Origin of the sequence: Methanosarcina spelaei (assembly GCF_002287235.1) — an archaeon.
GTDB lineage: Archaea > Halobacteriota > Methanosarcinia > Methanosarcinales > Methanosarcinaceae > Methanosarcina > Methanosarcina spelaei.
This window is the reverse complement of sequence record NZ_LMVP01000457.1, coordinates 1-22454: the sequence shown is the minus strand read 5'-3', so window position 1 is coordinate 22454 and position 22454 is coordinate 1. Positions and strand designations below refer to the sequence as shown.

General features: G+C 33.3%; 16 protein-coding genes. 10 read left to right on the top strand and 6 right to left on the bottom strand.

The genetic code is table 11. The annotated features are described in order from the left end of the window. The first annotated feature begins 1324 nt into the window (after window positions 1-1324). From ASJ81_RS16520 to ASJ81_RS16485, 8 genes are all read left to right on the top strand, one after another. Complete coding sequence (locus ASJ81_RS16520; RefSeq protein ID WP_095645321.1) at window positions 1325-2293, top strand: glycosyltransferase family 2 protein; 969 nt, start codon at window positions 1325-1327, stop codon at window positions 2291-2293. A 260-nt stretch (window positions 2294-2553) separates the two neighbouring features. Further along, window positions 2554-3720: a CgeB family protein gene (locus ASJ81_RS16515; RefSeq protein WP_095645320.1), complete on the top strand. Its 1167-nt coding sequence runs from the start codon at window positions 2554-2556 to the stop codon at window positions 3718-3720. Window positions 3721-3730: 10 nt separating this feature from the next. After that, window positions 3731-4390, top strand: a complete 660-nt coding sequence (locus ASJ81_RS24270; RefSeq protein ID WP_170943360.1) for an acyltransferase — start codon at window positions 3731-3733, stop codon at window positions 4388-4390. 94 nt (window positions 4391-4484) lie between these two features. Next, window positions 4485-5510, top strand: coding sequence for a DUF362 domain-containing protein (locus tag ASJ81_RS16505; RefSeq protein WP_095645318.1), 1026 nt, complete (start codon window positions 4485-4487; stop codon window positions 5508-5510). A gap of 30 nt (window positions 5511-5540) precedes the next feature. Beyond that, window positions 5541-6689, top strand: a complete 1149-nt coding sequence (locus ASJ81_RS16500) for a glycosyltransferase family 4 protein (RefSeq protein WP_095645317.1) — start codon at window positions 5541-5543, stop codon at window positions 6687-6689. A gap of 231 nt (window positions 6690-6920) precedes the next feature. After that, on the top strand, window positions 6921-8042 hold the full coding sequence (locus tag ASJ81_RS16495) for a glycosyltransferase family 4 protein (protein WP_095645316.1): 1122 nt from the start codon (window positions 6921-6923) through the stop codon (window positions 8040-8042). Between the two features lie 191 nt (window positions 8043-8233). Continuing rightward, window positions 8234-10030, top strand: a complete 1797-nt coding sequence (locus ASJ81_RS16490) for a hypothetical protein (RefSeq protein WP_170943359.1) — start codon at window positions 8234-8236, stop codon at window positions 10028-10030. Window positions 10031-10123: 93 nt separating this feature from the next. Continuing rightward, a complete protein-coding gene (locus ASJ81_RS16485) occupies window positions 10124-11302 on the top strand; it encodes a glycosyltransferase (RefSeq protein ID WP_095645314.1) in 1179 nt (392 codons plus the stop codon). 301 nt (window positions 11303-11603) lie between these two features. Here ASJ81_RS16485 and ASJ81_RS16480 read toward each other — a convergent pair whose 3' ends face one another. The 6 genes from ASJ81_RS16480 to ASJ81_RS16455 all read right to left on the bottom strand — a co-directional run bounded on the left by ASJ81_RS16480 (window position 11604) and on the right by ASJ81_RS16455 (window position 18986). Continuing rightward, window positions 11604-12911 (bottom strand): oligosaccharide flippase family protein, encoded by a 1308-nt coding sequence (locus ASJ81_RS16480; protein WP_095645313.1) that lies wholly within the window; start codon window positions 12909-12911, stop codon window positions 11604-11606. A gap of 113 nt (window positions 12912-13024) precedes the next feature. After that, a complete protein-coding gene (gene murB, locus ASJ81_RS16475) occupies window positions 13025-13987 on the bottom strand; it encodes a UDP-N-acetylmuramate dehydrogenase (RefSeq protein WP_095645312.1) in 963 nt (320 codons plus the stop codon). Next, window positions 13980-15242: a UDP-N-acetylglucosamine 1-carboxyvinyltransferase gene (locus ASJ81_RS16470; protein WP_245860231.1), complete on the bottom strand. Its 1263-nt coding sequence runs from the start codon at window positions 15240-15242 to the stop codon at window positions 13980-13982. Before ASJ81_RS16470 ends, murB begins: the two co-directional genes overlap by 8 nt. Before the next feature lie 40 nt (window positions 15243-15282). Further along, window positions 15283-16224, bottom strand: coding sequence for an SDR family oxidoreductase (locus ASJ81_RS16465; RefSeq protein WP_095645311.1), 942 nt, complete (start codon window positions 16222-16224; stop codon window positions 15283-15285). A gap of 58 nt (window positions 16225-16282) precedes the next feature. Then, complete coding sequence (locus tag ASJ81_RS16460) at window positions 16283-17314, bottom strand: SDR family oxidoreductase (RefSeq protein WP_245860230.1); 1032 nt, start codon at window positions 17312-17314, stop codon at window positions 16283-16285. Beyond that, on the bottom strand, window positions 17247-18986 hold the full coding sequence (locus ASJ81_RS16455) for a nucleotide sugar dehydrogenase (protein WP_095645309.1): 1740 nt from the start codon (window positions 18984-18986) through the stop codon (window positions 17247-17249). The genes ASJ81_RS16460 and ASJ81_RS16455 overlap by 68 nt, the downstream gene beginning before the upstream one ends. Window positions 18987-19933: 947 nt before the next feature. Between ASJ81_RS16455 and ASJ81_RS16450 the strand changes: the two genes are divergently transcribed. Both ASJ81_RS16450 and ASJ81_RS16445 read left to right on the top strand, forming a co-directional pair. Continuing rightward, window positions 19934-20971 carry an acyltransferase family protein gene (locus ASJ81_RS16450; RefSeq protein ID WP_095645308.1) on the top strand — a complete coding sequence of 346 codons (1038 nt, stop codon included), beginning with the start codon at window positions 19934-19936 and terminating at the stop codon, window positions 20969-20971. A 409-nt stretch (window positions 20972-21380) separates the two neighbouring features. Then, a partial coding sequence (locus ASJ81_RS16445) for an IS1634 family transposase (protein WP_095644259.1) occupies window positions 21381-22454 on the top strand: 1074 nt, incomplete at its 3' end.

Genomic DNA, 22454 nt, shown 5'->3' with positions numbered 1-22454 from the left:
GCAGTTATAGATCATTTTTTTGCATTTAACACATTTTCATCAATTTTGGCAAAATCTCATGTAATATTGAGTGCTATGATTCCGATGCTTGAGAACTAAAGACGAGTATAGTGAGAGTTTACTGTACTTTACAGCTACATCATAATGAGTACAAAAACAACTAAAATATTATTATTTCTCTGATTTAGAAAAACTATCTGCAGTCCCAAACCTTACACAAATTCTCCCATTTGATTTATGGTCTATATCCAGATTAAGCAGATAAGCAACTATTACACCAGCCATCATAGCAAATGCAATAGAGTAATAGTAAATAATCACGCAGACCCATTTTTGCTTAACTCCTTACAAAGATCCCTGACCAGTTTTTCCCCTCTATACCATAATTTTTACTACTTTGACGATAATGTCTTAAATTTTTTACTTAGTTATTTAACTCAATTTATTAAATTATAACGGATACAATTGACAATTTTTTTAGTAGATCTTTGTGGCAAATTTAAAGATCCCATTAGCAAACTTAATTATTTTTTTACTTTATAAATATATCGATCCAGTTTAAACTCTAGACTTAGAGAGACAAACACGTTGAAAGATTTCTCAATAAAAATGGTTAAACTTGTTGGAAAATAGCAGAGTGAAATCAAAAGAGAATTAAAAGATAAACAAGTCAATGAACCTATCCAAAAACCAATATAATGCCAGAATAGTAGTTATAATATTGGCGGTAATAGTAGATTAGATAATGTTTTGGGATAGGCTCAATCATTATTCTTCCGGAATTTTTAGTACATTTGATACCACACCTGACTAAAATACCATAAAGAGATTGGAATTCGGAAAAATTGCCTCACTAACGCTCTTGTTTTCCACCAATTTCTCTTCCTATATTCATAAATTGCCTCAAGTTGCATCAAATCCTGTATATTTTAATAACAACCTTCCAAATATGAATTTCATTTACAAATTATAATAAAAAATGCCCTGAGATTCAAAGAATAGCTTTTTTGAAGCCTTAATTTATACTTTGCGAGATACTGTTCGTGGAAATTATATTTACAGAGCTATATTTCCATGTCTTTACCTAAATCACCCAACTATATATTTATTTTTTACCGTTATGTTGAACAATAACATTATTCCCTAATTATTTTCATCCTTTAGAATAATTACAGTAAATTTATATGATAGTCTTTCATATTAGTCTCCAAAAAGTTAATATTGCAGTATATATTACACACTTATAATATTATAAGAATTAAATGGACTTTCAGGCTAGTACGCAAATTCACTTTAGTTTGCTAATATCCAGGGGTTATCCAAATTGAGCGAAGAAAAAATAGTGGATAAGAGTGCCCAGTGCACAGTTCAAAAACAAAGTGAGTGTGTAAAGAGCACAGCCCCGCAGAATGTCACGGTAATTCTTCCTGCATATAATGAAGAAGTTTACATCGGAAGTATAGTCCTGCTTACAAAATACTATGCCGACAGCGTAATCGTGGTCGATGACGGTAGTTCGGACAGGACAGCCGAGATTGCCAGGAAAGCAGGAGCTGAGGTAATTGTTCACGAGGTAAACAAAGGGAAAGGCGCAGCTCTCAAGACCGGCTTTGCAGCCGCAGCCAACTTTGGTGCGGATATAATAGTTACCATGGATTCCGATGGCCAGCACAATCCTGCCGAGATCCAGAAACTTGTTAATCCTATTATCAGAGGCAAAGCCGATATGGTTAACGGCAGCCGATATTTAAACGGCCTGGGAAAAAATACTCCTTCCTATCGCCGCGTCGGCCAGACTATTCTTGATGGAGCTACCAAGCTAAGTTCAGGGCTTCAGATTACCGATTCCCAGAGCGGCTTTCGAGCCTTCTCAGCCTCAACGAAAGACATTTTCCGCTTCAAAGCTCAGGGTATGGCTATAGAAAGCGAAATGCTTGCAGATGCAGGCAAATACGGCCTTCGGATAGCCGAAGTTGAAATCGGAGTCAGATACGACGTTGGCTGTTCAACCGAACATCCGATAAAACACGGTTTTGGGGTTCTTCTTATGATTCTAAAAGATATCGAGTTCAACAAGCCTCTTTACTACCTTACGATTCCGGGACTGGCTCTTGGAATAATCGGGCTTGTTATGGGTACCATTTTCATACAGGACTTCACGATGGGAAAAAGTTTGTATTTTGGGCCTACAATGCTCATGATTCTGCTTATTATCGTAGGGAGTTTCATGGCTTTGACAGGTATCTTGCTGCATTCGATATCTGCCATTTTGGAGGATGCGAAGACAGCTTAAGCTGTGAGGAATTGTTTTTAAAAAACGTTTGGACTAATTCCCAATTATTAGACAAACTCTAATTATTAGACTAACTCCCATTACTAGACTAATTTCCAACTATTAGACTAATTCCCATTATTAGACCAACTCCCGTTATTTAGACTAACTCCCATTACTAGACTAATTTCCAATTATTAGACTAATTTCCAATTATTAGACCAACTCCAATTATTAGAAACTCCCTATTATTTATTATTCTCTTTATAGCAGGTAATTCAATGAAAATACTAGCGTTTGTTTCTACTATCGACTTAAAATACAAACTTGGGTGTACACCCTCATGGTGGCAGTTACTGAAGGCTCTCCATGAGACAGGAAACGAAGTTATAGTAGTCCCTTATCTTGGAGGGGCAGTGGAAAGTCTCTGGTGGAGAACGTATGAGAACCCGTGTAAACTTGAGAGTATTCTTTACAATAACTTTCTGAAATCCCAGAGAAAAGTTGCTGACCCTTCAAAACCCAATGAGTTTCTTTCTACCATAACGAAAAACCTGATCAATCTTGATATCAAGCCCAAGATCAAAAAACAGCTCACAGACATTATAAACAGAGAAAAAGATCTTGATTTTATTCTTTTTATGAATATTCCCCTTAATCATATCACAGGAATCCCTTCTGAGTTAAAAACCGAATTCGGAATTCCATGCATTTATTACGATGGAGATATGCCTACAATCCTTCCCAAGTATGCGATGTCGCGTGGATTTAAGTTTGACTACTATGTGAATTCGGATCTTTCAGAGTATGATGCTTTTTTTGTCAATTCAAAAGGAGTTATAGAAGACCTCAAGGAAGCCGGTGCAAAAAACATTACTCCATTGTATTATGCAGCAGACGCAGATCTTTTTGCTCCTGTAAATGTTGAACAGACCATTGATGTCTCATTCTATGGTCAGGGAAGCGAATTAAGGGAAGAATGGATGACAAACATGATTTCAAATCCCAGTAAAAGGCTTCCTCATGTAAATTTCTCAGTAGGGGGCGGCAATTTTGGAATTGATATGGGAAATGCAAAGCTTATTGGCCCGGTTTCTTACAGTGCATTCCGCGAATTCTGCTGCAAAAGTAAGATCAACCTGAATATTACCAGATGGTCTCATACAAATATATATGCCTCTGCTACAGCCAGGCCCTTTGAACTTGCAGCTTACGGGGCCTGCATAGTTTCCCAGCCTTACAAAGGGATTGAAAACTGGTTTGAGATTGGAAAAGAGATTATTGTTGTCAATAGTGAAGATGAGGCTGTAGAAACCTATGAATGGTTATTGTCCTCTGACGAGGAAAGGCTGAAAATCGGTGAAAGGGCAAGGCAGAGGGTTCTAAAGGAACATACATACCGGCATAGAGCAAAAACGATTATTGATGTATGCAAATTGTGTAACTGATGTGATTTATATGACTGAGAGGCAAAACGAAAGAGATGACCGCCAAACGTTGAAAAACATTAGCTTTGCCAAAAAAATCTTGCTAGGTCTCTCAATGTACATTCCCTCATCTACATTTAAAAAAACAGTGCTGAAATTGCTCGGTGCACATATTGGAAAAAATGTGTATTTTGGTCCAGGGTCTCTTGTTCTTTCCAACGATTACACTGGTGTTCATATAGAAGACAATGTTTTTGTGGCTCCGGGTGCGTTAATAAACGTAAATAAAATAACAATCGGAAAAAATTCACATCTTGGGTATCAGTGTTTGATGGTAGGAGAGTCCCTCAAGATTGGTTCCAGATGTAATATCAGCAACCGGACGTTTATAGAATGCTCATATTCTCCGATAACTCTTGAAGATGATGTTACGATTGGAGCAAGTGCTATGATTTCATCTCATGATGGAGCATATAAACAGGTATATGGTTTTGAGATGAAAGCAGCTCCCATTTCTATCCGGAAAAAGGCTTTTATTGGAAATAATGCTATTGTTTTGCCAGGAGTTGTGATTAATGAAAAGGCTATTATAGGCGCAGGAGCTGTTGTAACCAAAGACGTATTCCCAAATTCAGTAACAGCAGGAGTTCCTGCAAGAGAACTCAAAAGAAGTTTCAAGGGAAATTCTTAATGTCAGTTTTACAAGACATTTACATCTAATACTTACCTCTATTATGCATTTACCCACACTTTCTTATTGATTTTTATTATGGATTTGATATCTAATGGCTACAATAAATGATTCTATAGTATACATAAGTGATGTAACCGAAAGAAACCTTTTACAAGAGATTAAAAATGGGTTAGAATTCATAAAAGTAGATGAAATTATAAATAGTGATTCTATAATATTCATAAAACCAAATTTCACAGATTCCGTTCATAGGCCTGGAATAACTACAACTCCCTTGATGGTAAAAACAGTAGCTGAGGTGTTTTCACCATTAGTCAAAAAAATATACATCGGCGAATCTGATGGTGGAAATTATTCTTTTTCTGCAGATCTGTCTTTAGAGAATCATGGAGTTTTTGATATAGCCAAAAAATTCAAAAATGTTGAGGTTGTGAATCTTTCAAAATTGCCTCGTACACGAGTTACTGAAAACGTATGTGGAAAAAAAGTATGGGTTGATCTTCCGGATTTATTGGTCCGGGATATAGATCTTCTGGTTTCAGTTCCTGTTCTAAAATCTCATGCTATGACGCATGGTACATTTAGTATCAAAAATTTATGGGGTTGTTACCCGGATCCTATGAGAGTTCTATACCACAAAAATCTTGACCATAAATTAGCTTTAATTAATAAAATTGTAAAGAATAGAATTCAAATTATTGATGGGTTCTGGGCTTTAGATGGACATGGTCCAATGGAAGGGACTCCACTAAAAACAAATAAACTTTTAGTCTCAAATGATCCTGTTGCGATAGATTCCTCAGCAGCGTTCTTAATGAACTTAGACAAAAGTAAAATTCATCACTTACATGTAGCTGAATGTTTTGGCTTAGGGATTTCAAATATTGATAACATTCATTTCAATAAAGATATAACAAAAGAAAGATTATCAAAATTCACACCATATAAGATAAAAATTGATTATCTTTCCTCACTTTTGTTTAAAAGCGAAATACTTTCCAAAATAGTCTTGTCTTCCCCTCTTACTCCTTACATATATCAATCATTAAACTTGCTTAGAGCCGATGATAAAAAAACATATTGGGCTGAATACAATAAGAAACGAAATAAGCTCTAATGTTTGTTTTTGCTATTTCGAGGATTTATTATGAAAATTTTACAGGTAATTCAGTTTTTTTCTCCTAAGCACGGTGGTTCAGCAACGGTTGCTTATGAGTTGACAAAACAACTGGCAAAAAACGGTCATGAGGTTACAGTACTAACTACTGATTTTGAACTGGATTCATGTTTCATTGATCCTTTAAACGGTGTAGAGGTTATTCCTTTTCATTGCGACTTGAACATCGGAGGTCTTTTAATCTCTTTTTCAATGAATAAGTATCTAAAAGAAAATATCTCTAAATTTGACATAATCCATATGCATAATTTCCGAACTTATCAAAATATAATTGTTAGTATATACGCGAAGAAATACAAAATTCCATATCTTTTGCAAGCACATGGGACCATGCTTCGAATTATTAACAAAAAAGGTTTTAAATATCTTTTCGATTTTGTTTTCGGATATCCTGTGTTGAAAAATGTTTCAAAAGTAATTGCAGTATCTAATGAGGAGATTAATCAATATCTCGGGATTGGGGTGCCTAAAGAGAAGATAGTTGTAATCCCAAATGGGATTGATATTGATTCTTTTTACCGATTGCCTGAAAAAGGTTCTTTTAGGGACAAAATGGGAATCAGCGACAAATATATTGTTTTATACTTAGGACGGTTGCATGAAAGAAAAGGCATTTCTTTTTTGATTGAAGCTTACTCAGAATTATTAAAACAAAAAGAAGATGTTGCTTTAGTTTTGGCAGGACCTGATGATGGCTATCAGGATAAAGCAGAGTTACTAATTCATAAATTTGATCTAAAAAATAAGGTAAAATTTACTGGCTATATTGATACATTTGATAAACTTGCAGCTTATGTAGATTGTGATGTCCTGATATATCCTTCTATTCTTGAAATATTTGGGCTTGTGCCATTCGAAGCTATAATGTGTGGAAATCCTGTAATTGTGACCGATGACTGTGGGTGTGGAGAATTTATAAAAAAAGCTAATTGTGGATGCTTGGTAAAATATGGAGACGTAGTTGATTTGAAAAACAAAATGAAGTTAATTCTTGAAAATCCCGACGTTGGAAACAAACTTGTTGAGAATGGACAAAAATATATTGTAAATAATTTAACCTGGCCACTAATTTGCAAAAATATAGAGATCCTTTATGAGAGTTGTATTTCGAAAGTTTGAGTCTGCTATAATTTCTCTCGGGGTACAGGATTAAATTAAAAATATTTACGTTTTCAAACATTATACACTTTGGAAAAATAAGCATCCAGTGACCTTGATTTTTTTCCACATTTTCTTATTTAATCGCACGGAATTTTCTCATTTTGAGATTGAGTGCATAAGTAAAGCCTGAAACCGACAAGACTGAGATCTCTATCTTCCAACTGATGTTGAATAAAAGAAGGAATATACATGGCAATTAAAAGAAAAAGCATTTGTGTGATCACTTTTCCACCCATGAAAGCAGGGCTCACTCCATTATCAAATCTTATTGATATTTTATCATCTTCTTCTGATGAGATATATCTAATCACTGGAAATGATGGTTATCATTATTTTACTGATAATAATGATATTCATTTGTATGGTATATTCCATTCGACAGGTAATGGTTCAGTTAACAGGATCAAAAATTATATTTATACTCAATTTAAAATTGCTCATCTACTTTTAAAAATAATCAACAAGGTCGATGTATGTATTTTTTTCTTGGGAGGGGAAATGTTAGTTTTATCGTTGATATCTGCAAAAGTATTTAAAAAGAAAACAATTACTATGCTTTCCGGATACTCAATAAAATACGAGAAAGATATTCTATCAAAAATAGTTACAAAATTATGTACTATAAATTTTAATCTGGTAGACAAGATAATATTATACTCTCCACGTCTCATAAGTGAATGGAACTTTGAGAAATATTCCCATAAAATTCTGATAGCTCCCAGGCATTTCCTGGATTTTTCAAATTTTAAGTTAAATATTGAGTTCAATCAAAGAAATGATTTCATAGGATATGTAGGCCGTTTATCTGAAGAAAAGGGCATCATAAATTTTATAGAGTCTATTCCCCTTATTTTAAAGCAAAAGCCAGATCTGAATATTTTGGTAATAGGTGATGGAGATTTAAGAAATAACGTTGATAAGTATCTTTCCAATAATGGACTTGAAAACAATGTAAAACTTGTTGGATGGAGCTCTCGTGAGGATCTTCCCAAATACTTAAATTCATTAAAATTGCTGGTCATTCCTTCTTATACAGAAGGTCTGCCTAATATTATGTTAGAAGCAATGGCTTGCGGTACACCTGTACTAGCTACAGGAGTAGGAGCAATTCCTGACATAATAAGTGATGGAGAAACTGGTTTTATTATGGAAAATAATTCTCCTGAATGCATTGCAGAAAACATATTTCGTGCTATGGAACATCCAGGTCTTGAAAATATTGTGAAGAATTCTATTATTTTTGTAAAAAATAACTTCACCTACAAAAAAGCTGTAGAAAGATATTCAGAAATACTTGATAACGCTAAATAAAATTCACAAATTGATGATTTATAAAATTATTATTGCCTGAATGGGTTGTTACAGTAGTTCCCGTTTAGAATAATCCTGCAGTAAATTAACAAAGCTTATGAATATATACTTAATATATCTCTAAAGATTTATATTCAGGATTATTTAAGCGGCATCAAATGAGACATAGATATTTTAATGGGCGGATAAAAGTGTTCTCCAAAAACAAGTATATTAATACTACTAGATATATAAAAATAGTGTCAATACTTGGGTTTATAATAATACTATTAGCATTAAATATTATAATTAACAGTCATTCTCCTAATGTATACGGTTTTTCAATATACAAAATGTATCCGTGGTATTTCTGGATACTTATTATTATGGCAATTTTCATCGGCCAGATAATATTAATGTATAATGCAATTTCTAAGTATGAGACTAATACCTGGCACATTGGTTTTTTAATGATAATTATTTCAAACCTAATTTTACTATTTATGCCGATTATCAAAGGTTATTTCATACATGGCAGAGAAGATGTTTTAACTCATGTTGGTTACATGATTGATATTGAGAATAATCATAACATTGGTTCTAACGCTTATCCCATGCTTCACATAATAGGTTTTACACTAAAATCCTTTTCTGGTATAAGTTATAACGATATTACTATGTTCCTGCCTCTATTTTATTCGTTGTTATATATATTTTCGTGGTATATTCTTGGGAAATATGTGTTTAAAAATAAACGTGATATATTTATAATGCTAGCATTTTCTTCAATACTATTACTTGGCAGTAAAAATGTTATGCTTAGCCCTAATGGGCAAGCAATTCTTTTTGTCCCTTTCTTTCTTTACATCTTTTTTAAATCGAGATTACCAAAGAAAGCTGTGCCATATTCAATACTATTAATTATACTTAGTTTTTTTATAATATTTTCTCATCCTTTAGTCACAATTTTGCTTACAATAACGATTCTATTATCTGATTTTACCATGTATCTTAATAATAAGAACCCTGAAATTAAAATTAAAAAATCAACTAATTTATTATCAATTATGGTATGCTCCTTTCTCGTATGGTCTTCATATTTACATATTCTTGCATACAGTCTAGAAAACATAATGTATACGTTAATGTCCACTGACGGAGGAAGCTCTGAATTTGGAAGATATCAAACTTCTCTTAGTTCTGTTCACATATCTCTTTTGGAAATTGTCGGAATGGTACTAAGTATATATGGACCTTACCTCTTATTATCCGTACTATCTGCAATCTGCATAATATACATAATTGCCTTCAGGAAAAAAGATAACATAAAGGTGAATTATTACCATAAACTTTCAATTTTAGGGTGGATGTTACTGGTATTTTTCTCACTGTTACTATTTCTCCTCAATGACCAGTTTGGTTTCGTAAGAGTTTACAGTTATTCAATATTTTTCTCTGTTATTTTGATAGCTTATTCAATAGGTATCTTTTTAAGAAGGTCTTCGGACAAAAGAAATAGTAATCTGAAATTCTTAATGGCAATATCTTCAGTTTTGATACTTATTACGGGTTTATCCACATATAGTTTATTTTTATCACCTGCAATTCTAAAAATAGATCAACAGACTCCAGAGAGCGAATTTTCTGCAATGAAAACATTTTATAAAGTAAAAGAGAATTCATACCCTGTACTGGAACGTGGAACAGTAAACTATAGGGTTCATAATGCAATTTATGGAATTTCAGCAAGTAAGAAGAAAGGTATTACTCGTGAGAATCAAGTTATTGATCATTTTGGATACGATAACAATTCTTCGTTAAGTTATTCTTATAAAAAATCATATCTACTGATTAGTTATATTGGTAGAAACCAGGATCAAAATTTATTGCCAAAATTTGAAGACCGATGGAGTTTTAATTATAGTGATTTTATGCACTTAGATAATGATGTTGGAGTTACTAAAATTTACTCAGATAAATTTTCGGATGTTTACATTATCAGTCCTTAATTTTAGTAAATAGTGATATAAAAGTGTACAATAATAATTTTGAAAGTGGTATTTAAACATATCTAAGCATATCATCTGGTTAAAGGAACCTTTATGAAAGTGTTATACTTAATCTCGACAATGGAGCCTCACTCGGGAAGAGGAGGGCATTACTATAGTTTAAGAACTACTGCTGAAGAAATGAGTAAAAAGTTGGATTGTGCTATAGTTGTTATCGGAAAAAGAGAGTCACCGGTTATAAATCAGTCAAAAGTAAAAATATATAATTTGATCTATAAAAAAATAAATATTATTAAAGTAATTAAAGATCTGAAAAACATCATTGATATTGAGTGCCCTCAAGTTATTCACAGTTTTGATGAAGACACTTTCTTTTTTGGAAGTTTAATCAGTAACATTGTAAAAAAACCATATATTCATACGAAATGTGGAGGCCCAAACTCAAGGATAGCTTTTCCAAAAGTGAATAACTTAATATTATTTTCTCAAGAAGACGTTAAGTTTTATCAGTCTTCAAGAAGATTTAAAAAAACAAATCTATTTTTTATTCCAAATAGAATCAGAGAAATTCCTTCAGATTTATTAAGAATAAAAAACATAAAGTTATCAGTAGATTGCAATGAATCAAAAATATTTTTAATAATTTCCAGGCTTGAAGAATACAAAAAGAACGACATACTACAAGCAATAAATCTTGTAAAAAAATTAAATTCTGATGGGATAAAAACTAAGTTAATTATTATTGGAGCTCTGCAAGATGTAAATGTTGGTAAAAAAATAAAAGAGAATATGGATAATAATATCTACCTGTTCACAGATGATAAGTACGCAATTAACGCGAGCCAGCTAATTGATGTTGCAGATTTTGTTATTGGTGGTGGAAGAAGCTTTATGGAGGCTGCATTAAAGGGGAAGATTATGCTGTGCCCCTTAAAGAATTCAAATTATCCTTTATTAATTACAGAAGAAAATTTTCAAAGTGCTTTTGATCAAAACTTTTCAAGTAGGTTAACTATTGATAATTTTGATCCAGATGATAATTATAAACAAATTGTTCAAGTACTAGTCGATGAAGAATACGCAGATAATGTTACTAGTTTTATTAAATCAGTCTCAAGTGAAAATTTTGAAATCAGTAGTCAACTCAATAGATATTGCAAAATTTATAACGAAGCAAAATACAAAATGCATTTTAGTATATTAGACATATTAACTCAATATTTCAGAATGGTTTATTGCAATGAATTAATCCCAAAACTTAAAACCACTTAATAAAGCATGCTCAAGAATCGATCTTCAACTAAAGCAGATCTACTGAGCTTTTTCCAGAAGACAAAGCAACTATATAAGGCGGCCTCAAAACTGCATTTGACTTTACAATTGGAACAATATGCTGTAGTTCAAGGCAAATACCTTGATTTCAGGATAATTTCCAATTTAGAGTTAAAGTCAATAGTTCCAATTACCCAATTGTAGAAATAGTTCGAGTTTTTAGACAGCCTGTAGACAGCCTGATATGTATGCTTGTAGACAAATTATGGATCTGTTTCAAAACGCCAACTGGGATGATTTATTAGCGCTTAATCGGTAACGCATGAAACAACCCCAATAAAAAATTGATATCACTTTTTTTACAAATAAATATATCACTTAAACTTAATTGAGTAATTTTCATATAGTAATACAAAATGGATATTGATGCAAGAGTATAACTGATTGTTGAAGCAAGGGCAGCGCCGCAACCTCCAAAGTCGGGTATTAAAATTATATTAAGTACTATATTGATCAAAACAGCTGGTAAAAACAGTTTTATAGTAACATCAGGTTTCCCTCTACCAGCCAGATCCATATTAATAATTTTAAAAAAACTCATCATAACTATCCCAGGTAATAATATTTTTAGCATTTTTATACTTGGAATATATTCTTCTCCATACAAAAAAGGAATTATATACCCACTTGCAAAATATAAAAATACTGATCCAATAAAGACAATGGGGAAAATAATCCTTACCATTTTTGCAATATCTTGAGAAAATTTATCTGAATCCTTTGCGTTTGCACTATACGCAAAAATAACTAATCCAAAAGCAGCTGGTAGCTGCCATAACAATTCGGCAAAACCAACTCCTATTGTGTATTGACCTATTTCTGCAACATTACTTAAGTGTTCAAGTATGATTATGTCCACTCTATAATTAAGATTTAAGATAAACAGTGAAAATGCATAAATAGACCCTAGAGAAACCATTCTTTTAATCATTTCAGGAACACAGCATATTTTTAAAGTATATTCTCTATTAATTAATAATAATGCATATATAGCAAGTACAATTTTGGCAGCCAGCGTGGCCAGAACTGCACCTACTATATACAATTTTTCAAAGTATACTAAAAAGAAAATGAGTGCTAAATTAATTATAGGTACCAAATACATTACTTGATTAAATTTACTTATTCTTTGTTTGCCAATTAAAATCCCAGTAAAATAATTAATAGTTAGATCTGCAGGAATTGTAAGTGATGCAAGTAATATTAACATTTGATTATAACCTGAGTTTTTAGTATATGAAATTATTATAACTGAAATTAAAACTCCAATTATACTTGATGAAATAAGTAATAATAACGTTACACCTACAATGTCTGATTCTGAATATTTTTTCTTACCAAGATAATAAACAGTTGCCTGGCGCATTCCCATACTTAAAAGGCTAATCATGATTGTAGGATAAACTAAAAGAGCCGTAAAAACTCCTCTTCCAGAAGGTCCAAGCCATCTTGCAAGTAGTACTCCTGATATGAAACCTATAACTAATGTTAGTATCTGAGTGGCAAAAACAGATATGCCATCTTTTGTTAAACTGTAGTTTTTTACCATTTTATACCCTACATTACTTAATTATTTTACCGGAATTCCTACTGCAATTGAGTTTTTAGGTACATAGGTCAGTAAAATTGAATTTGCACCAATTGCAGTGTTTTAATGAACAGTTATTCCATCGATAACTTTCCAACCTCATGTAACGATTTAAGATCTCCCATCTCCCCTACATACTTTATTTCGCTTTCTAGATAAAGTCCGTAACGTTGATATACAATTTTTAGGGCATACTGGACAATAGAAATCACGTCTTTAGCTGTAGCATTTCCCAAGTTTACTATAAAATTGGCATGTTTTTCCGAAATTTGAGCACCACCTACTTGATAACCTTTTAAACCTGCTTCTTCAATTAACTTTCCTGGGGGTGCAAAAGTGTCATTTACAACCGGATTACTTAAAAAAACAGATCCACAATTGGGATAATTAAGTGGAAATTTATTTTTACGATTATCCAGTATACTTCTCATTTCGGACTCTATTTTTTCTTTTTCTCCAGTTTCACATTCTAACTCAATTTTACAAATTATATAATTTGAATCCTGAAACACTGATTTTCTGTAAGAAAAGTCACATTCACTTTTGGAGAAAGATATTAAATTATAATTCTTGTCAATAACCCATATTTTTTTGACAATATCTCCTATGCATTTTCCACCGCTTCCCCCATTCATGAAAACAAGTCCACCAAGAGTACCTGGTATCCCAATGGCATGTTCAAGACCTGATAAACCGTTATCAGACAATATTTTTACAAATTTTGGAGTCCAGATACCTGCCTCCACGCAAGCTCTTTTACCCTTAATAGTATATTTAGAAAAGTTTTTACCCATTTTTATTATAATTCCACGAAAACCTTCATCAGAAAAAAGTAAATTTGTTCCATTCCCTATAACCACTGCAGGAATTTTCATTAAGTCAGCATATCGTACTATTTCGAGTATCTGTTCGACAGTATATGGTTCAACTAAAACGTCTGCAGGACCACCTATGCGCCAGCTACTGTGTTTTGAAAGAGGTTCTTTTAAATAAATATCTCCTACATTTTTATTGATTAAACTGCTTACTTTATCCATATCTCACATTTCCCCCCAGTGAAATTAATTTTTCCATAAAATTGTCATAGCCTCTTTCAATCTGCCAGGCATCTGAGATCCGAGTTTCACCATTTGCCACTAATCCAGCTAACGCTAATGCGATACCAGCTCGGAGATCAAGAGCTCTTACTTGAGCACCATTAAGTTGATTTCCACCGATGATTTCCAGTATGTTACCGTTGATATTATATTTCAAACCCATTCTGGCCAGTTCACTTGCATAACAATATCTGCCAGGAAAACGCAGGTCAATAATTTTGGAACTACCTTTTGCACAAGCACCATAAACTGCAAACAGAGGTTGCATATCCGAGTTAATTCCCGGGTAAGGGCCCGTACTAATCTCTATTGGATAGGGAGCTCCTCCTCTTACGATCAGGCTATTATCACCAATATAGTACTTTGCTCCACTTTCACGAAGATGTATTAATGGAACTTCAAGATCTCGGAAAGGAAAATTAACAATTTCAATATCTCCGCCTGTAATTACTGTAGCAATCAACCAGGTAATTGCTTCCATATTATCAGGAATAACAGAATATTTAACTCCAGATAAGTTTTCTACTCCTGTAATTTCTATATGTTCCTGTCCAAATACCTGGATTTTTGCACCCATTTTAGAAAGAAAATTAACTAAATCTAGAATTTCAGGACGAATATGAGGGTTCCAAACTCTAGTTATACCTTCAGCCAAACATCCACATATTATTGCATTTTCAGTAGCACCTGTTGAACGAATAGGTAAGAATATATCTGTCCCTTTTAGCCCATTTTCTGCTTTAGCACAAAGCATATCATTCTCGATCCAAACTTTCGCTCCCATATTCCTGAGAATCATTTCGTGTAAATCGAATTTTCGTTCTCCTAGATTGCATCCTCCGGGAAGAGGGACCTTCGCTTCGCCTATACGGCTTACTAATGCACCTAATATAAGCAGAGTATTACGAATTGATCGTTTTTTCCAGTTAAGAACTGATAAAGGAGTTTCCTTCTCATAAATAATTATTTTATCTTCACTTATCTCACAGTTTTTTCCAAGAGCTTCTAGCATACCAACGTGAATTTGAGCATCAAGTAATTTTGCAGGATAATTTGTAAGTTCTATTTTTTCCTTTGTTAGCAATGATGCTGCAAGGAGCCTTAAAGCGCTATTTTTTGCTCCGCTTATTTTTACTTTCCCATGAAGTTGAGATTGTTGAATAACATATTCACACATTGGCATGTTTATTTTCACCACTTTCTTACTTAATGATCTATAAATCTATTGTAAATTATTATAATTGGTTTTCATTTATGAACCAGTTTGAATACATTTCAAGTCCTTGATCGATTTCAATTTTTGGCTTCCATCCGATCTCATTCCATGCTTTTTCATAACTTGCAAGGGTATGTTCTGCATCACCTTTTACAGGGCATGTATAGGCAACTTCAGATTTACTATCATTAATTTCTATAATTTTTTGTGCAAGTTCATTAATACTGATAGAATGCCCTCCACCAATGTTATAAACACCTTCTCCTTTTTTCATGCAGATCAGATTTGCCTCAATTATATCATCAATATAGGTGAAATCCCTTGTTTTTTCACCATTTCCAAATATATTTATAGTTTCATTTTTCAAAGCTGATCTTGTAAATATACTAATTGCAAGATCCGGCCTTATTCGCGGTCCATATACAGTAAAATATCTTAAAGATACACTTTTTAAACCATAAAGCTCATCGAAAACCCGACAATAGTTCTCGGCTAACAGTTTTGAAATTCCATAGGGAGATACAGGTTGATTTGGGTGTTCTTCGTCGAAAGGGAGGTACTTTACTTTTCCATATACAGAAGAAGAGGAAGCATTTATGATCTTTTTTACATTAGAGTCCACAGCTGCTTTAAGGAGATTTAAGGTTCCAGTGGCATTTACTTCGTGAGATTTCAAGGGATCTATGACCGAAATCCTAACCCCCGCTTGGGCAGCCTCATGAAAAACATAATCTACTCCATCTAATATACTTTTCAACAAATGTTTGTCCCTTATATCTCCTTCGACAAGTTCAAAATTCTCGTTTTCCATGAAAAAATCTATGTTTTTTCTTTTTATTGAAGGGTCATAATAGTTATCAAAATTATCCAGACAGATAACCTCATTACCCAACTTTAATAAACGGTCAATGATATGAGAACCTATAAATCCTGCTCCGCCAGTTACTAATACTTTTTCCATTTGTACTCTCCCTTGTACATTTCGCAATCCAACAATTTCCGTTTATTTTTTAGTTTTATTAGTAGACATTTTTAAACCACTCTAGTGTTGTAATTAGTTCATCCTTAAAATTACCATTAGGATTATACCCGAATTCTTTAGCTCTCGAAATGTCTGCTAACGAATGTTTGATATCCCCAGGTCTTGGTTTGGCATGTACCGGTTTTATTTTCTTTCCCAATATTTCATTAATGTAATCGGCTAATTGATTAATTGTAATTCTTCTACCACACGCTATATTGAAAACTCCGGTTTTCTTAGACTCACAGGAAAGAATATTTGCATCAACAACATTTTTGACGAAAGTGAAATCCCTGCTTTGTTCTCCATCGCCATATATCACAGGACTTTCATCATTCAAAATTGCAGTTATAAATTTTGGAATCACGGCAGCATACTGAGAATTCGGATCCTGCCGTGGACCAAAAACGTTGAAGTATCTTAAGCTGACTGTCTGAAGGTTATAAAGATCCTGAAAGACCTTACAGTACATTTCTCCGGTTGCTTTTGTAATTGCATATGGAGACATCGGATTTATGGACATATCTTCTCTTTTTGGGAGAGTTGGAGTATCGCCATACACTGAAGAGGAAGAAGAAAATACTACTTTCTTAACTCCCGCATCTCTTGCAGCTATAAGAACATTCAACGTTCCTGTGACATTAGAGTTATTTGAGTTAAAAGGATCTTTCACACTTCTTGGAACACTGGGAATTGCTGCAAGATGGAAGACATAATCTTTGTCTTTGAAAATTTCTATCAAGTTCAGGTCTACTATACTGTCTTTTATTACAGTTAGATTTTTGTGATCCAGTAGATGCCTTATATTCTCAATCTTACCTGTAGATTCATTATCAATAACTGTTACTTCATTATCCTCAAGTAGCCTCTCAGCAAGATGGGAACCTATGAAACCCATACCACCTGTGACCACTACATTTTTAGTTTTCAAATAATCCCTCTGTGAAACAATAATTGTAAATTTAGGAATTCTGTTGCAACTTTCTTTTCTGGACTTCTTTTTTAATTTGCTGAATATGGCCTCTTCCAAGGGCTTTAACTTCACAGCCAAGTTCGAAATATCTTCTGATATCCTCATCCGATAACATTCCGAAACAATCAATAACTGCAATAGGCCCGCCTGCCATCTTTACGATAGTTTCCGGCTCAAAGTTGAGATACTCCTTATGTGGAACTGCAAGGATCAGGGCTTCTATATCGTTAATTGCTGTTGAAAAGTCACTTTCGATTTTTAACTCTGCCAGACCGTCCTGGTTTCTAAAGAAACGTTTCCAGGACTGGCCAGACGCCGGATATGTATCCTGATTTTCCATCTCGTACCAGTGATCAACGTACGGATCATGAACACGCATTTCAGCGCCCATTTCAGTCAGTTTCCTGACTACAATTTCACTTCCACTGTATCTCGTGTCGCCTACATCCTGCCTGTAACTGGCTCCGCAAACGAGAACATCTGCTCCGGCTATATAATGGCCCATATTTCGAAGAGCATCTCGCGTAAGTTCGGCTACGTGAAGGGCTCTTGTGTCGTTTACATCAATTGCTGTGGGAGTGATCTTGAATACTTCATCTCCATCCTCAAAGCCCAGAATATGCTTATAAGACCAGTAACCCAGACCTCCGTCTTTTGGAAGGCAATAACCTCCAATCCCTGGCCCCGGAAAGATTATATTACTGTGAGTCGGACGCATTTTGATTGCATTAATAACTTTTATGAGATCGACACCGTTTCTTTCCGAAAAAAGACTCCATTCATTAAGGAAAGCGAGTATCGTTGCACGGTAGGAATTCTCAACGATTTTTGCAGTTTCAGACTCAATAGGCCTATCCATTATGGTCAGAGGGTAATCTTTAGTGTTTATTACCTCCGAAAGGAATTTTTCGACCTTTACTCTTGCTTCGTCAGTACAACCTGCACAGACTCTCCAGAAATCGCGTACACTTGCTACATAATCTCTTCCAGGCATAACACGTTCAAAACTATGTGCAAGTAAAGGAGTTGAATTAATTCCACGCTTCTGGAATGCTTTTTTCAGGAGAGGAAGAGCAACAAACTCTGTCGTCCCTGGAGCAACAGTTGTTTCTATTAACACAAGACAGTCAGGGCAGATATTTTCTCCGATTATTTTCATGGAAGCTTCAAGTGCTGCCATATCGGCTTCACCGGTTCTGACATTTCCAAGTTCACACTTTACATAATCGCACTGGATATCCACCACAACAACATCAGCAAGTTTCAAGCATTCATTTGTGTAAGTAGCTACAAGCGTTTTTGTTTCAAGAACACAGCGTTTTATAATCTCATCTACTTCTTTATCTTCTGATTTCACAGGAGACTGTCCTCTGTTGAGCAGAGGTATTTTCCAGTAACTGCGAGTACTTGGTCTCTGACAACCGATTACAAACTTACTATAATTACCGTTTTCGTCTTTCGTATCTGCAATAATCGCAGCCATTACAGCTCCAACAAACCCGACACCCATTACAACGACAATCTCTTTTCCTTCTTCACGGGCTTTGTCCACAAGATCTTTAACTCTTTTAAATTCTTCTGCATATTCATCAGATTCAGGTAAAGGAAATTCTTCTCCTTCAGGACTAACTGAAAAATTTATGCTATTAGGAGTAAGTTCAATGGACTTATTTTTTTCACTCTGAAGGCTTTCCTGAGAAGCAAAACAATTTTTTATTTGGGAAGACATCACTAATCTCTCCGAAAACTTTCAATCTAACTGATTATTTTCTAATTAAATACCATATTTAATATGGTTTTATGCCGAGAACAATTAAAAGTCCCATAATTTTACTTTATCTACACCAGAAAATCTTATTATCTCAACTAATTTTTATCGAAGAACACATTATAGTTATTTAATTTATTTATTTAACATTTATACCTTATTCTTTGAGTATTTAGGATTCTTTTCGCTTATTTAGGAGTCGTCACAGAACAAACTATGCATAAGTTTCGATTGGATGCCTTGATTTTCAAGATCATTATCACCAATTAAAAATTAACTTTATGAAAAGTTTGCCTAATCTGTTTTGTGACAGTTACTTAGATTCTGCTTTGCTTTTAAGTAACTATTTTTATTAACTCTTTTGCAATATAAATTAAATAAATCATGTTATACATAAAAAAACTTTCCTAAATTATACTAACATCACTGTTTTAAAGGCTCAATAAGAATTATTAATGTTGAGGTGCCCAGCTTTGAACTTGAATCTTCTAACAAACTTGTTATGTTTGGGAAATTTTTATAATTATGGAAGACCTGGAATCTATTATATTGACTAGAAACCTTTCTTGAAAATTACTTGCCCACAGGGAGACTGAAAAACAAAAAAATAATACAAAAGTTATACTTTGTCCAAAGAAGGTGCAATTGGCAAATATTCACTTTACTGTACAAAGTATATAGAAAAAAGATTCATTAAATAGAGATCTATTAAAAACATCTCAATAAAAATCAGAATATTATCAAACTATATTACCGGAGAGTAAAGACAAAAGCAGATTTCACATTTAAAAATCTATTCTAATTTCATAATAATTCATACGTTTGTACTAGAAAATTCGATTTTTACAGGAAACTTAATAAAATAAATAATCGCTAGACATAAATAGAACTATTAATAAAATTAGATTATGATCTTTCAGTTATATTCAGAAATAAAAGACAAAATTACTTTAATTGATGGTATTAGTATTATTTTTATTATACTCTTTCACGAGTTAGGTGGGATAAATCGGTCAGATTCTATATTTTTGTTAAGATATCTCGCCACATTTGGTTTAGTTTTGTTTACATTCTCATCTGGACTTAAGATGGGAATAAATCATTCTGCAGAAATCAACGACAAATCATTTATAAGTAAGTATTTTGTGAAGAGATTTACTCGACTATATAAAGCATACGTTGGATATACACTGTTAGCATTTTTTCCTTTATATTGTATTAGTTATATATCAATCAATTATCTTAACCTAAACTTTGAAAATATTATAAATTTTTGGAATAATTTAAATATAGACGGTTTACTTAAAACTCTAATTGGTCATAATATTGTTTCTTATCAATTGGGGTATCTAATTGTATTAATTTTAATAACAACTATTTGTTTTGCAATTATATATTATTTTCAGATTGATACTTTATTTTATTTAGGAATACCATTACTGGCATTTGATTTTATTTATAAGGACACTTTAAAACAGTACCCTAGTATTTTGTTTAATGTCATGATGTATATGCCAGCTTATATTTTTGGGATAGCCTATGGCTACAAACAATTAGAACAAAATAAACTATCAGTTTCATATATCTGTTCAATAACTTTTGTTGCAATATTTGTTATTTCCATAGTTTACCCACAATCGTTTGCACATAAATATGCTATTTTATTATATGGAATAACATTCCCACCGTTTATGATATTATTTTCTAGAATACTACTAAATTTCAAATATTTAAAAGAATTATTACTACTATGTGGGAAGTATTCATTCCAAATTTATTTATTTCATTGGCCAATAATTTTACCTTTGATAAGCAAATTAACTATTAATATTCTCAAAATTAATAATTTTTTCACTCCATATGGTGTAACAGTCCTTGCAATAATTATCTGTGTTTACGTATACAAAGTAAGTAAAAAGTTAAAATTAAATCAGATATTTGAGTAATATAACCTACTTTCACAGAACCGGAATCTTGATTAGAGAATTTATATATTGTAGATAGCACATTTATACTGAAGACGATGTCAAAAAGATAGGAAGCAACGCGCCTTTTTATATCAAAGAGTCTCTGCAACCATCAATGAAGCAAGCAACTCTTGAGGCACATTTCATTCTGGAAACATATTCTGATGAATATTACTCTTGTTATGCTGTAAAATCCTTTATTTATTCTTCTTTTAATCGTGACGCTTTACTCACTTTATGCTGCTATGCTCACTGAATCTTTTGACTACTATGTTCAGGCTAATTGAACCTTTTGAACTGCTATATGCTCAGGTCAATTGAACCTAGATTCGGCAGGTAAACATATAAGTTAATATAATTATTCTCACATCTTTTTTCTTGATTTTCCATGGCAGACAAAAACAACAGTCGACTAGTCGAATCCTCAATAAAACGTACAAGATTTTTAGGTCACCTTGGTCTCATTGCTGGAGTTTTCCGAGAACTTGAAGTTGACAAACTGATCGATGAGAAACTCCCAAAGGAAAGGGATCACAAGATTCCTCACTCAGTCTGCATCCTTGCCATGGTACTCAATGGTCTTGGTTTCATAGGTCAACGTCTATACCTTTTTCCTGACTTTTTCAGGAATATTTCTATAGAAAGACTTTTTGGAGAAGGTGTAACACGAGAAGATCTGAATCAATATGCTATCGGAGAAACTCTTGACAGAATCGTAAAGTATGGTCCTACAAAACTGTTTACGGAAATTGTTCTTCACATTATGAATCGTCTACCTATTCCTGTCCATTGTTTACACGCTGACACTACAAGTGTCAGCGTTTATGGTGATTATCAAGACGAAGAAACGGAGTCTATTGATATCACTTTTGGAATTCCCAAAAACGGAAGATGGGATCTCAAACAATTTGTGCTAAGTTTGATTGTAAATCAGCATGGAATACCCCTTTTTATGAACACTCATTCAGGGAATGCTTCCGACAAAAGCACAATTCTGGAAGCAATAAAGTCTCTCAAATCAGCTTTAAGTCCTGAAAGCAAAGTGTACTATGTCGCTGATAGTTCCTTTTACACTGACAATAATATCAATAATATAGGAAAGTCATTCTGGATCAGTCGTGTTCCTGCAACAATTAATGAGGCAAAGGAACTGCTAAATGCAAATCTAAACCTGAAGCCACTGAAAAGCGATGAAAGATACTCATTTTATCAAACCTTTGTTGATTATGGGGGAGTCAAGCAAAAGTGGGTTTTGTTGCTTTCTCATAAAATGAAAGAAAAGAAAGAGATAACTCTCAGAAAGAAGCTTCAAAATGAACTTGAAAAAGCAGAAAAGTCGCTTAAAAAACTGGTAGGAGAGGACTTCTTCTGTGAAGAAGATGCATTAAAAGCAGCAGAAAAATGGACTGCAGATTTCCCTTCTATTGTGTTTGAAAAAGTAGATTTGAAAACCGTTAAAAAA